Raw genomic sequence first — 13,253 nt, forward strand, 5'->3', positions numbered from 1 at the left:
CCTGGCTGTCGGGCGTGCCGCCGGACTTGGCCGTGGCGGCGCCCTGCAGCCGCACGGTCAGCCGGCCGCCGCCGGCCTGCTCGTCCTGGCGCGCGTCACCCGGCGCGGTACCGACCAGCACAGCCAGCCAGACATGCAGCAGGCCTGCCAGCAGCAAGCTGCGCTTGAGTTGCTCGTCCTTGAGCTGCGGGCGCGGCCGGCGAGCCACAGGCGGCATCAACGAGGCGGGGGCGGAAAGAGAAAAGGACACGGAGATGGGCAGGGACCCGGACTTCGGCGGCATGCCCGGCTTGCTGCGCAGTGTGCCGTCGCTCGCGCGGCGCGTCCATCGGGCCCCAGGCAAACCCCAGGGCCTCGGGCGGATTGCGCCCGGGCGGTCGGGCTCAGCGGTAGAAGGCCTCGACCTGGCCCTTCAGCTTGATCAGCACCGGACGGCCGCGGCGATCCACGGTCTTGCCGGCCGGCACCTTCACCCAGCCTTCGCTGAGGCAGTACTCCTCGACGTCGAAGCGCTCCTTGCCATTGAACTTGATGCCGACGTCATGCTCGAACACGGCAGCCACGAAATGCGGGCTGGAGGGATCAACGGACAGGTGGTCGGGCAGGGCGGGGGCGTTCTCGGCAGCGCTCATGATGAGGTCAGGGGAAGTGGTCAAAGGCGCTATTGTCCAACGTCCGGCCGGGCCGGCCTTTGCCCAGGCCGCGGCGCTGCCGAACGCCCCCGCCGTCATCCCTAGCCCGGGGTGGCGGCCGCCGGCATTTGACGCTACCTTGCTGCCATCGACAGACAGGAATCGACATGGCCAGCAAGAAGTCCGCCCTTGCCGCACCCGCAGCATCGGTCGCAGCGTCCCCGCCCTGGGACGGCACCGTCCCGGCCGCCGCCACTGCGGTGGTCAAGCGCATCGAGGGCTTCTTCGCCCATCCCTACGACGACAACGGCGCCCAGCCGGGCGGCACCTGGACCATAGGCTACGGCACCATCGTTGATGCCCAGGGCCACCGCGTCACGCCGCAGACGCCGGCCATCACCGAGGCCGAGGCCGAACAGCTCCTGCGCCGGGACATGGCCAGCGCCGCCCGCGACGTCCAGCAGCGGGTGCAGGTCCCGCTGCGCACCTGCGAGGCGGCTGCCGTGATCTCCTGGGTTTACAACCTGGGCGTGGGCAACCTGGCCAAGTCCACGATGCTGCTGCGACTGAACGCCAACCGCAAGTCCGAGGTGCCCGCCGAGATGCGCAAATGGATCATGCAGGAGGGCCGCCCCGTGCTGGGCCTGCTGCGCCGCCGCTGGGCCGAGGCCGCCATCTTCGGCGGTATGGACGCCACCAATGCCTGCGTGCGGGCCTGGCGCGAGATCGACGACCTCTCCGACTGGCCGCCGTTCTGACCCCGCGCCGCGACCTCACCCCCTCCCCTGCAGCCGGACCGTGAGAGCGCTCGTCGCGAGCAGGGCGGCGCCCGTCACCGCCAGCAGCACCAGCGCATCGCCCCAGGGCAGCAGGGCCAGGTGCAGGAGCTGGCGCAGGGCCGGCAGCCACAAGGCCAGGCCCAGCACCAGCAGGGCCGCCGCGCTCACCGCCCAGAAGGTTCGGGCCGACGGTCCGAGCAGGGAGCGCCAGCCCAGGCCCAGGCTGAGGTTCAGGCCCACCAGGCCCAGATTGCCCAGGGTCAGCGCCAGCATGGCGACAGTGCGGGCCTGATCCGTCGAACGGCCGGCGCCAAGGTCCCAGGCGTAGAGCCCCAAGGCCGCCGCCAGCAGGACGGTTCCCTGCAGCAGCGCCGTCACCAGCAGGCGCGGCGCCACCAGACCTTCGTCGCGGCGCCGCGGCGGCCGCTGCATCAGGCGTGGGTGCTCGGGCGCCCCTTCGAAGGCCAGGGAACAGATGGGGTCGATCACCATCTCCGTGAGCACCACATGCGCCGGCAGCATCAGGGGCGGCAGGCCCAGCAGCACCGGCAGCAGGGCCAGACCCGCGATGGGCACGTGGATGGCAACGATGTAGGCCATCACGCGGCGCAGGTTGTCAAAGATGCGCCGTCCCATGCGGATGCCACCCACGATGCGGCCAAAGTCCTCATCCAGCAGCACCAGGCCCGCGGCCTCGCGGGCAACGTCGGTGCCGCGCTGGCCCATGGCGATGCCCACATGCGCGGCCTTGAGGGCCGGCGCATCATTGACGCCATCGCCCGTCATGGCCACGGTCTCACCCAGGCGCTGGAAGGCCTGGACCAGGCGCAGCTTCTGCTCCGGCATGACGCGCGCGAAGACCCGCACCCGGCGCAGGGCCTGGTCCAGCGCGGCGTCGTCCAGCGCCGCGATCTGCTCGCCGGTCAGCGCGCCGGCCTGCACCTCGATGCCGGCCTGATGCGCGATGGCCAGGGCCGTGGCGGCATGGTCGCCGGTGATCATGGCCACGCCCACGCCCGCGGCGCGCGCCTGCGCGACGGCCTCGGGCACGCTGGCGCGCAGCGGATCCTCGAAGCCCAGCAGTCCTTGCCATTCGAAGCCGTGGTCATGCGCCTGAGGCGGCATCTCGCCATCGCCCACAGGCCCGGCAGCCACGGCCAGCACGCGCAGACCCGCCTCGGCCATGGCCAGCACCTGCACACGCAGCGCGGCCCAGCGCGCCTCGTCCAGATGGCAGAGGTCGGCCACCGCCTCGGGCGCGCCCTTGGCTGCGATCCAGCGTTGGCCATCGGGCGCGGTCCAGACCTGCGAGAAGGCCAGCAGCGCGGGGCTCAGCGGGTATTCATGCAGCAGCGTCCAGTCCGGATGCAGGTGCTCGGAGCCGGCCAGGCCAGCGTCGCCGCGCAGGAGCACGGCCTGGTCCATGGGATCGGCGCCGCCGCGGCGCGAGGCCAGCATGCCGAACTCCAGCAGACGATGGACGGCCTCTGGCAGAGCCCCGGGGTCGACCGGCGCCGGCAGGGGGAGGTCCAGCTCGGGCGTGCACAGGCGGCGCAGGCTCATGCGGTTCTCGGTCAGCGTGCCGGTCTTGTCCACGCACAGCAAGGTGGCCGAGCCCAGGGCCTCGATCACCGCCGGACGCCGTGCCAGCACCTGGAGGCGCGCCAGTCGCCTGGCCCCCAAAGCCAGGAACACGGTCAGCGCCATCGGAAACTCTTCGGGCAGCAGGGCCATGCCGATGGCAATGCCCGACAGCAGGCCCTGCAGCCAATCGCCCTCGCGCCAGCCATGCCACAACACGAGCAGCAGGCTGGCGCCCAGGGCCGCGCCGCCAAAGACCTGCACCACCCTGCGCAACTGCAGCTGCAAGGGCGTGCTGCTGGTGTCAATGCGGGCCAGGGAGGCGCCGATGCGGCCGAGCTGCGTCCGACGCCCCGTGGCGATCACCTCCAGCAGGCCATGGCCGCCCACCAGCAGCGTGCCGGCATGGAGCCAGGGGCTGTCGTCGCCACCAGGGGGCAGGGCCGCATCGCCCGCATCTTCGGCCTGCCAGGGCCTCTTGCGTACGGGCACCGATTCGCCGGTCAGCAGGGACTCGTCGGCCGTCACGGCGCGGCCCTCCAGCAGACGGCCATCGGCCGACACGCGATCGCCCTCGCCCACGGCAACAAGGTCGCCCGGCACCAGCTCGCCGGCGGCGCGCCGTTGCCAGCGCCCGTCGCGCAGCAGGCGGACCTGGGGCTGGGCCAGGGAGCGCAGGGCGTCCAGGGCATGGGCGCTCCGGCGCTCCTGGAGCACCACCAGGGCCACCGTCAGCAGGGCGAAAAAGCTCAGCAGCAAGCCCTCGCCCAGGTCCCCCAGCAGCAGGTAGATGGCCGCCGCCAGCAGCAGGAGCAGGAACATGGGCTCGGTGGCCACGCTGCGCAGGGTCTGCCACAGGCCCTGCTGCTCGCGGTCGTCCAGAACGTTGGGCCCGAAGCGGGCCAGGCGCTCGCGGGCCTCGGCTTCGCTGAGCCCCTGGGAGTCAGGAGAGGCGGGGGAAGGCGGCATGGACGGTTACGCGGAGGGCGTCGGGCGGCAGGCGGTCGTCCGACTCTAGGGCAATCCGGCGCGAGCGCGTGTGACGCGAGGCGGGCGCTTGACATGGCTCAAGGCAAGGCCAGGGCGGCGTGGCATGCTGGATCACATCCATCCTGCAGCCGCCTTCGGGAGAGCCTCCATGCAAGACCTGACCCCATCGCCTCGCCCGGCCACCTCGTGCCAGCGCCTCTGGACGGCCTTGGGCCTGTCGATGGCGCTGGTGTTGGCCGGCTGTGGCGTCATCGTGCAGAACCGCCTGCCTGCCGAGGCCCTGGCGCGCCAGAACCAGCCAGCGGGCACCGTCTATACCGGCTGGCGGGTTTTCCAGGACAAGTGCGCGCGCTGCCACGGCCCCGACGCCAGTGGCACCGCCCAGGCGCCAGACCTCAGCCTGCGGGTGCGCGACATGGGCGCCCGCCGCTTCATGGCCCTGGTGCTGAGCCGTTATGACTGGGCCCTGCCCGCTGGCGCCGACGCGCCCGGCCGCGAGGCCCAGATCGACGCGGTGCTGCAGGGCCGCCAGGGCGCGCTGACCATGCCCGCCTGGCAGGGCGAGCCAGTGGTGACGGCCCATATCGCCGATCTCTACGCCTACCTGGCCGCCCGCGCGGACGGCTCGCAAGGACCGGGACGCCCGACACCCTGAGGCGCGCCTCATCGCCGCAAGCGTTGCGGCGCCGTGACAGGCAGCCGGGCGCGCCCTGTATCGCCGCCTGCAGCGGCTATGCTGCAGTCATCGCAGCCGGCCGACTCCAAGGGAGGACACATGCCAGCCAAGCGCATCCTGATCGTAGACGACCAGGCGGAGACCCGCCGGCTGGTCCGTTGGGGGCTCACGGACAATGGATTCACACTGCACGAGGCCGCCAATGCCGCAGGCGCCCTGCAACTGGCCCGCGCCCTGCATCCCGACCTCGTGATCCTGGACGTGGTGCTGCCCGGGGAGACCGACGGCCTCGCCCTGTGCAGGCAGTTCCGCGCCGATGCCGAGCTTGCCACGCTTCGCGTGCTCATCCTCTCGGCCAATGCCGATCCCAAGGACCGGCTGGCGGCCATGGACGCCGGCGCCGACGCCTACCTTTCCAAGCCCTTCAGTCCGGTCGAGCTCGACCGGCAGGTCCAGGCTCTGCTGAGCAAGACCTGACCCCCTATGCCGCGATTCGCATCGCGCTGGCTGCTGCGCCGTCCGGACTGGCTGGCGGCCTCGGTGCTGCTGCTGGGGCTGGTCATCGCAACCAGCTCGGGCATCTGGATCAAGCAGCGCGAGACCCGTGGCGCCCAGGCGCGCTTCGAGCGACTGGCCGAGAGAGTGGAGCGCGAGGTGGCGCGGCGCCTGCAGCTGCCGGTCTATGGCATGCACGGCGCTCGCGGGCTGTTCGAGGCCACGGGCCACGTCACCCTGCCCGAATTCCGGACCTATGTGGACTCGCGACACCTGGCGCAGGAGTTTCCTGGCATCCGGGGCTTCGGCTTGATCGAGCGGGTGCCGCATGAGGCGCTGGAGTCCTACATCGACGCCCGTCGGCGCGAAGGCCAGCCCGACTATGACGTGCAGAGCCTGGCGCCAGGCGGTCCCCATTACCTGATCAAGTACATCGAACCCCTGGCCGCCAACCGACCTGCCCTGGGGCTGGACCTGGCCGGAGACGCCATACGCCGGCAGGCGATGGAGCAGGCCATTGACACCGGCCATCCCGTCATCAGCGATCGCCTGACGCTGCGCCAGGATGCCTCGCAGTCCGTTGGCTTCTTGCTGCTGGTGCCCTTCTACCGCCCAGGCAGCGACCCATTGACCATCGAGCAGCGGCGCCGGGCCCTGATGGGCGTGCTCTTCGCCCCCCTGGTCGCTCACGAGATGTTCGAGCAGCTGGGCTACGTCACCGACGGCCAGTTGGCCGTGACCCTCTATGCCGGCGAGCACGCAGACGCTGCGCAGCTGATCCACCGGTCCGATCCCGGGCTGCACGAGCAGGACGCCGCCTTCAGGACCTGGCGCACCCTCACCGTCGCCCAGCGCCAGCTCAGCGTGCAGAGCCTCAGCACACCGCTCTTCGAGCAGTCCTCGGTGAGCCTGGGCTGGCTGGGCGTCGCCGTCGGGGGCGCCCTGCTCAGCGCTGCCCTCGCCTTTGCGACCTGGCTGCTGGCCTCCGCCCGCCTGCGCGCCGAGGCCCTTGCCCATGCCATGACCGCCGACCTGCAGCGCCTGGCCCTGGTCGCCCGCGGCACTTCCAATGCCGTGATCGCCACGGACGTACAGCTGCGCATCAACTGGGTCAACGAAGGCTTCACCCGCATCACCGGCTACAGCGCCGAGGAGGTCCTGGGCCGCACGCCGGCCGAGGTGCTCAGCAGTGGCCAGGCCGCGCCGGAAACCCTGCACACCCTGGCGGAGGCCGCGCGCGAGGGCAAGGGCTGCCGCGTGGAAATCCTCAACCGCCGCAAGGACGGCCGCCTCAACTGGGTGGACACCGAGCTGCAGCCCGTGCGAGACGAGGACGGCGCGCTGACCGGCTTCATCGAGATCGCCCTGGACATCACCGAGCGCAAGGCCGCCGCCGAACAGCTGGCGCGCGAGCAGCAGCGCCTGCAAAGCATCATCGACGGCACCGGCGCCGGCACCTGGGAATGGGGCCTGAGGCAGGACACCGTGCGCTTCAATGAGGAGTGGGCCCAGATGCTGGGCTACACCCTGGCCGACCTGGAACCCATCACCAAGAAGACCTGGGAGCGCCTGGCCCACCCGGAGGACCTGCAACGGGCCGCGCACATCCTCAAGGAGCATCTACGGGGGGCGACTGCGCAGTACGAAGCCGAGATGCGCCTGCGCCATCGGGATGGGCATTGGGTCTGGGTGCTGACGCGCGGCAAGGTCACCGCGCGCGATGCGCAAGGGCAACCGTTGCGGGTCGCCGGCACGCACCTTGACATCAGCGTTCGCAAACAGATCGAACAGGACCTGCGCAACAGCGAGGCCGTCCTGGAGCGGGCGGGCCGAATTGCCGGCGTGGGTGCCTGGCAGGTCGAGCTGGGATCACAGCGCCTGCACTGGAGCGTCCAGATGTTCAGGCTCCATGACCTGGACCCTGCATCGCCCCAGCCCAGCCTGGAGGAGGCCCTGCGCTTCTTCGATGCCGATACCCGCGAGCGGATCGCCGCAGCCACCCATGCATTGGTGACCGAGGGCTCGCCCCAGGATCTGGAGCTGCGCCTCATCACCGCCCAGGGGCGGAGTATCTGGGTGCGCTCGGTGGCCCAACCTGAGTTCGAGGGCTCGCGCGTGGTGCGCATCGTCGGCACCTTGCAGGACATCACCGAGCGGCGCCGGCTGGAGGATTCCCTGCGCCGCAACCACGACGTGCTGCGCAGCGTGCTGGAAAACCTGCCCTGCGGCCTCAGCGTGTTCGATGCGCAACTGCACCTGGTCGCCGACAACCAGCTCTTCCGCGATCTGCTGGGCTTCCCGCCCCAGCTCTTCGAGGCCGAGCTGCGCGGCGAGCCGGTCCAGTTCGAGGAGATCATCCGCTTCAATGCCCAGCGCGGCGAATACGGCGAGAGCCAGGACCTGGACGCCACGGTGAACGCCATCATCGAGCGGGCCCGCCAGCCGACCCTGCACCAGTTCGAGCGCACACGGCCCGACGGCACGGTGCTGGACATCCGCGGCGCCCCCATGCCGGGCGGCGGCTTCGTCACCACCTACATCGACGTGACCCAGCAGCGCCACGCCGCCCAGGAGCTGGCCAAGGCCATGATGCTGCAGAAGGCCGTGATGGACGCCTCGAGCAAGGTCGCCATCATGGGCTCCAACCGCCAGCGCGTCGTCAATGTCTTCAACAAGGGCGCCGAGATGATGACCGGCTACAGTGCGGCCGAGATGATCGGCAAGGCCCGTGCCAGCGCCCTGTTCGATCCCGTGGAGCTGGAGGCCTATGGTCGCGAGGTCTCAGCGCAGGTGGGCGAGCCGCTCAGCGGTTTCGCCGCTCTCGTGCATCCCTCCCAGCTGGGCCGCGAGGTGGAATGCCATTACGTGCGCAAGGATGGCAGCAGCTTCCCGGCCCTGCGCGTGGTCACCGAGATGCGCACGCCCGACGGCGAGCTTTTCGGCTACCTGGGCGTGGGCTTCGACATCAGCCGCCTGAAGCAGACTGAGGACGAGCTGCGCGAGGCCACCGCCGCCGCCGAGGCCGCCAGCGCCGCCATGGGCCAGTTCCTGGCCAATATGAGCCACGAGATCCGCACGCCCATGAACGCGGTGCTGGGCCTGCTGCAGCTGCTGCAGCGCACGCCGCTGGACGAGCGCCAGCGCGACTACGTCAGCAAGACCGAGCGCGCGGGGCGCTCGCTGCTGGGGCTGCTCAACGACATCCTGGACTTCTCCAAGATCGAGGCCGGCAAGATGCAGGTGGACAGGCACCCCTTCTCGCCCCAGATCCTGCTGGACGACCTGAGGGTCATCCTCACTGGCAACGTGCGGCACCGTCCTCTTGCCCTGCATTTCGAGCTGGACCCATCCCTGCCGCCGGCCCTGCTGGGCGACAGCCTGCGCCTGCAGCAGGTGCTGATCAACCTGGGCGGCAATGCGATCAAGTTCACGACCGAGGGCCAGGTGCGGGTGAGCCTTCGGCGCGAGCCGCCGTTGGCAGAGGACCCGCCGGGCAGCGTGCGCCTGCAGTTCCGTGTCAGCGACACCGGCATCGGCATCGACCCCGCCCACCAGCAGAAGATCTTCGAGGGCTTCACCCAGGCCGAGGCCTCGACCACGCGCCGCTTCGGCGGCACCGGCCTGGGCCTGTCCATCAGCCAGCGCCTGGTGCAGCTGATGGGCGGCCAGCTGCAGCTGCACAGCACGCCGGGACAGGGCAGCGAGTTCTTCTTCAGCCTGGCCCTGCCCGAAGCCGACCCCGCCTCCCTCCCCGCGCCCGTGGCCAGCACGCCGGCGGGCGGCACCCTGCGCCTGCAGGGCCTGCGCCTGCTGGTGGTCGAGGACAACCGCATCAACCAGCAGGTGGCGCGCGAGCTGCTGGAGGACGAGGGCGCCACCATCGAGGTGGCCGGCAATGGCGCCCTGGCCCTGCAGCGCCTGGCCGAGGACGGAGCCTTCGACCTCGTCCTGATGGACGTGCAGATGCCCGAGATGGACGGCTACACCGCCACGCGCGCCATCCGCGCCGACGCCCGCCTGGCCGCCCTGCCCGTCATAGCCATGACGGCCAACACCATGGAGGGCGATCGCGAGGCCGCGCGTGTCGCGGGCATGGACGGCCACGTGGGCAAGCCCTTCGAGATCGACGAGCTGGTAGCCGTGATCAACCGCCGCCTGGGGCGCACGCAGTCCACGGGGGCCCCCACCGAGGCGGCCGCGCCGGGCAGGGCACCGGTCCCGCCGGCGCTGCAGGCCCAGGGCATGGCGCTGGGGCTGGACCTGGCCGACGGCCTCGCACGGCTGATGGGCAGGCCGGATCGCTACCTGCGCATCTGCCGGGGCTTCGTGGAGGACGCCGCAGCCCTGGAAGCCCGCCTGCAGCCCCTGCTGGACGCCAGCCAATGGACCGAGGCCGCCGCCCTGCTCCACGGTCTGCGCGGCCTGGCCGCCACCGTCGGCGCCCGCCGCCTGGCGGACCTCGCGAGCCGCTGCGAACAGGTCTACAAGAAGGGCGAGGCGGCGGCGCCGGCCGAAGTCCAGGCCCTGCTGCATGCGGCCTCGCTGGCCCGGGATCTGCTGCCCTTGGCGCAGGCCCTGCAGCCCAAGCCCGCGCCTGTGGACGCGGAGCAGGCCGCCTTCGATCCCCGGCCCTTGCGCGAGGCCCTGGCCGCCCTGCGCGCGCGCCTGGCCGAATCCGATATGGCCGCGTTCGACCAGATGGAGCAGCTGCGGCCCCTGTGCGAGTCGCGGCCCGAACTGGCCGACCCCTTCGACACCCTGGACCAATCCATGGCACTCTTGGACTTCGTGGCCGCTGACCGCAGCTGCCAGCAGATGCTGGACGCCCTGCCCCATGACTGAGCGCCCCTTCGACTTCAAGCTGCCCCAGGACCGCAAGCCGCGCCTGCTGCTGGTGGACGACCTTCCGCCGAACATCCAGGCCCTGCACCAGGTCTTCGCAGCCGACTGCCAGGTGCTGATGGCCACCAGCGGCGAGCAGGCCCTGGCCCTCTGCGCCCGCCAGCCGCCCGACCTCATCCTGCTGGACCTGATGATGCCGGGCATGGACGGCTTCGAAGTCTGCCGCAGCATCAAGGCCGATCCGGCCCTGGCCGACATCCCGGTGATCTTTCTGACCGCCGACCAGGACGAGGCCACCGAGGAGCGCGGCCTGGAGTGCGGTGCCGTGGACTTCGTCACCAAGCCCTTTCGGCCCTCGGTGATGCGCAGCCGGGTCAAGACCCACCTGACCCTCAAGTTCCAGACCGACCTGCTGCGCCAGCAGGCCTTGATCGACGGCCTGACCGGGCTCTACAACCGCCGCTTCTTCGACACACGGGCCCAGGCCGAGCTGCAGCGCGCCCAGCGCAACGGCAGCAGCCTGGCCCTCCTGCTGGTCGATGTGGACTTCTTCAAGCGCTACAACGATCACTACGGCCACCTGGCCGGCGACGACGCCCTGCGCGCTGTGGCCACCGCCCTGCGCAGCCAGCTTCGGCGGCCGGGCGATCTGGCCTTCCGCTACGGAGGCGAGGAGTTCGCCGTCCTGCTCGCGGAGACGGCGCTGGAAGGCGCCCGCCTGGTCGCCCAGGCACTGGAGGCGGCGGTGCGCCAGCTGGCGATGCCGCATGCGAAGTCCGATGCCGCGGTAGTGCTGACCGTCAGCATCGGCGGCGTCTGCGGCACGGCACCGCAAGTCCTGACCCTTGGCGACTGGATGCAGCAGGCCGACCAGCAGCTCTACCTCAGCAAGGCGCGCGGGCGGGCGCAGGCCGTGGTCGAACCGCTGGCCGCCCCCTCGGGAACCTGACAGGCGCCTGAGCCAGGCCCGGGCGCTCAGCCCGCGGCCGGCGTCGCCAGCCGGCCCCGCAGCCAGCGCATCAGGCGGCCGACAAGGGGCAGCTTCTCGTAGAGCTCCTCGGCGGCATCCCAGTAGTCGCGGTGCACCAGCACCTGGCCCTGGTCTCCGTAGTGGAGGCAGGTCGCGCCGTGGATGTGCCAGGTCTTGCCCAAGGCCTCGCGGCGGAATTCAAAGTCCCAGCTCAGGAAGGCCATGTCGCCCTCGGTGACGGTATGCAGCACCGTGAAGCGCGGCGCGACGAGCCCCTCGAACATATGGGCAAAGATGTGCCGGATGGCTGCGCGCCCACGGACCTCGTTGAAGGGGTCCTTGAAGGTGGCGTCCTCGCCATAGAGCAGCATCAGCGCGGGCAGGGTCGCGGGACTCAGGGCCTCGTAGGCCTGCACGAGGCGGGCAGTGCGGGGATCCAGGGACAGGGCAGACATGGGCAGACTCGTGAACGTGGCGGTGCATCAGCCCCGGCCTCAGGGGCCGGCGGCACGCCGCACCGCGGCAAAGTAGCAGGCATCGGGCAGGAAGCGCAGCCAGCGCATCCAGCGGGTGAAGCGTCGGGGGAAGTGAATCTCGAAGCGGCCCTGCGCCCAGCCGCGCAGCATCTCCTGCGCGGCTTCCTCGGCGCTGATCAGGGCCGGCATGTCGAAGTCATTCTGCAGCGTCAGGGGCGTAGCCACGAAGCCGGGATTGACGATGGACACGCCCAGGCCGCGCGGTCGCAGGTCCAGATACAGGATCTCGGCCAGGTTGTGCAGCGCGGCCTTGGTGGGCCCGTAGGCCAGGGCCCTGGGCAGGCCGCGGTAGCCCGCCACGCTGCCCACCAGGCTGAGGTGGCCGGTGCCCGCCGCCAGCAGGGCCGGCAGCACCACGCCCAGCAGGTGCAGGGCGCCTCGGTAGTTGACATCCAGGTGTTTCTGCAGCTCGGCGGTGTCCAGCGCAGTCGCGCGTTGCGCACGGTAATGGCCGGCGCAGTAGACCACCAGGCCCAGCGCACCGCCAGACCAGGCCATCACCTGCGCGGCCGCCTGCTGCATGGACTGCACCTCCGTCACGTTGAGCGTCAGGGCATGGCTGCCGGGGTGCTGCGCCTCGAACTCGCGCAGGGCCCGCTCGTTGCGCGCGGACACGATCACCCGCGCGCCCTCGCGGTGCAGGGCCTCGGCCAGCGCACGGCCGATGCCGGAGGAGGCGCCCACCAGCCAGACCCATTGCCCGGCCCAGTCGCGCAGCGGGGGATTGAGGGGGCCCATCAATGGCATGCGCTGCTCCCCGGCTCGTCCTTGGTGAACACCAGGGTCACGTCGCCCAGGTGCAGGCCCCACTTGCTCATGACCGAACGGTTGAGCACGGTGCGCTCATCCATGCGGAACATCCAGTCGTCCAGCGCCACGTGCCAGACCCGGCCGTCCACGGGCAGTGCCAGGGTGTATTGCCAGCGGAAGGCATTGCCGGCCTGCGCGCCGAGGGCTTCGCCGACGACGTCATCGGCCTGCCCGCTGTAGCGCCCCTGGCCCAGGTGACGCAAGCGCCAGAGCCGGCGCTGGGTGCTGCCGTCGCTGTAGATGAAGTGCTCGTCCAGCGTGCCCTCTTCGCCCTGCCAGCGGCCCTCCATGCGCACATGGAAGCGCTTGACCACGCGCCCGGCGCGGTCGGTGAACAGGCCCTGCGCCTGCAGGCAGCCCTGCAGATAGCTGCGCAGGTCCAGGGTCGGCTGCTCCTGGGCATAGTCCTGCACCTGCGGGCCGGCGCAGCCGCTCAGGGCCGCGGCCAGGGTCAGCAGGGCGACGGGAATCAGGCGGCGGGCGACGTTCATGTGGTGGCACTCCAGGAGGGATGGGCACGCTCCAGGCGCCACAGCAGGGCCAGGGCCAGAAGCTTGAGCAGGCAGGGCAGGCCGGCGTAGGCCCAGGCCAGGGTGTCCAGGGCGGCGGCATCGCGCGTGCCCGGCGCATAGCCCAGGCTGGCCAGCAGCGGCAGGGCCAGGCCGGCGGCCAGGGCCAGGTTGAGCTTGCTGGCGCAGGTCCACCAGCCGAGGAACTGGCCTTCGCGTCCGGGACCGTCGGGATGGCGGTGGATCAGGCCGGTCAGCAAGGCCGCGGGCAGCGCCAGGTCGGCGCCCAGGGCCAGGCCACTGGCCACGCAGACCAGCAGGAAGGCCGGTGCATCGCCCGCGGCCAGCCAGGGCGTGGCGGCAAACCCCAGCACACTGAGCAGCATGCCCCTGCGCCAGGCCGGCGCCAGGCCCACGCGGCCGGCCAGCGCCG

General features: G+C 71.1%; 12 protein-coding genes. 5 read left to right on the forward strand and 7 right to left on the reverse strand.

Annotated elements, in window-relative coordinates:
• Positions 1 to 283: hypothetical protein (locus H5407_RS22715; RefSeq protein ID WP_404935655.1), on the reverse strand; the 283-nt coding region annotated here is incomplete at its 3' end.
• A gap of 100 nt (positions 284 to 383) precedes the next feature.
• On the reverse strand, positions 384 to 632 hold the full coding sequence (locus H5407_RS22720; protein ID WP_183106792.1) for a DUF3297 family protein: 249 nt from the start codon (positions 630 to 632) through the stop codon (positions 384 to 386).
• A gap of 167 nt (positions 633 to 799) precedes the next feature.
• On the opposite strand from H5407_RS22720, the gene H5407_RS22725 reads away from it, so the two are divergent.
• Complete coding sequence (locus tag H5407_RS22725) at positions 800 to 1,390, forward strand: lysozyme (protein WP_183106782.1); 591 nt, start codon at positions 800 to 802, stop codon at positions 1,388 to 1,390.
• A 15-nt stretch (positions 1,391 to 1,405) separates the two neighbouring features.
• Here the strand turns inward: H5407_RS22725 and H5407_RS22730 are convergent, their stop codons facing one another.
• On the reverse strand, positions 1,406 to 3,961 hold the full coding sequence (locus H5407_RS22730; protein ID WP_183106783.1) for a cation-translocating P-type ATPase: 2,556 nt from the start codon (positions 3,959 to 3,961) through the stop codon (positions 1,406 to 1,408).
• 169 nt (positions 3,962 to 4,130) lie between these two features.
• Between H5407_RS22730 and H5407_RS22735 the strand changes: the two genes are divergently transcribed.
• The 4 genes from H5407_RS22735 to H5407_RS22750 all read left to right on the forward strand — a co-directional run bounded on the left by H5407_RS22735 (position 4,131) and on the right by H5407_RS22750 (position 10,944).
• Positions 4,131 to 4,637, forward strand: coding sequence for a cytochrome c (locus H5407_RS22735; protein ID WP_183106784.1), 507 nt, complete (start codon positions 4,131 to 4,133; stop codon positions 4,635 to 4,637).
• A gap of 120 nt (positions 4,638 to 4,757) precedes the next feature.
• Positions 4,758 to 5,135: a response regulator transcription factor gene (locus H5407_RS22740; RefSeq protein ID WP_255501404.1), complete on the forward strand. Its 378-nt coding sequence runs from the start codon at positions 4,758 to 4,760 to the stop codon at positions 5,133 to 5,135.
• A 6-nt stretch (positions 5,136 to 5,141) separates the two neighbouring features.
• Complete coding sequence (locus tag H5407_RS22745) at positions 5,142 to 9,995, forward strand: PAS domain S-box protein (RefSeq protein ID WP_183106786.1); 4,854 nt, start codon at positions 5,142 to 5,144, stop codon at positions 9,993 to 9,995.
• On the forward strand, positions 9,988 to 10,944 hold the full coding sequence (locus H5407_RS22750; RefSeq protein ID WP_183106787.1) for a diguanylate cyclase: 957 nt from the start codon (positions 9,988 to 9,990) through the stop codon (positions 10,942 to 10,944). Before H5407_RS22745 ends, H5407_RS22750 begins: the two co-directional genes overlap by 8 nt.
• Before the next feature lie 26 nt (positions 10,945 to 10,970).
• On the opposite strand, the gene H5407_RS22755 is transcribed toward H5407_RS22750, so the two are convergent.
• The 4 genes from H5407_RS22755 to H5407_RS22770 form a co-directional block, all read right to left on the reverse strand.
• On the reverse strand, positions 10,971 to 11,420 hold the full coding sequence (locus H5407_RS22755) for a nuclear transport factor 2 family protein (protein WP_183106788.1): 450 nt from the start codon (positions 11,418 to 11,420) through the stop codon (positions 10,971 to 10,973).
• 39 nt (positions 11,421 to 11,459) lie between these two features.
• Complete coding sequence (locus H5407_RS22760; RefSeq protein WP_183106789.1) at positions 11,460 to 12,248, reverse strand: SDR family oxidoreductase; 789 nt, start codon at positions 12,246 to 12,248, stop codon at positions 11,460 to 11,462.
• Positions 12,239 to 12,802: a DUF3833 domain-containing protein gene (locus H5407_RS22765; protein WP_183106790.1), complete on the reverse strand. Its 564-nt coding sequence runs from the start codon at positions 12,800 to 12,802 to the stop codon at positions 12,239 to 12,241. The genes H5407_RS22760 and H5407_RS22765 overlap by 10 nt, the downstream gene beginning before the upstream one ends.
• A partial coding sequence (locus H5407_RS22770) for an MFS transporter (protein ID WP_183106791.1) occupies positions 12,799 to 13,253 on the reverse strand: 455 nt, incomplete at its 5' end. The genes H5407_RS22765 and H5407_RS22770, both read right to left, overlap by 4 nt.

Origin of the sequence: Mitsuaria sp. WAJ17, from assembly GCF_014174515.1 — a bacterium.
Classification (GTDB): Bacteria; Pseudomonadota; Gammaproteobacteria; order Burkholderiales; family Burkholderiaceae_C; genus Roseateles_B.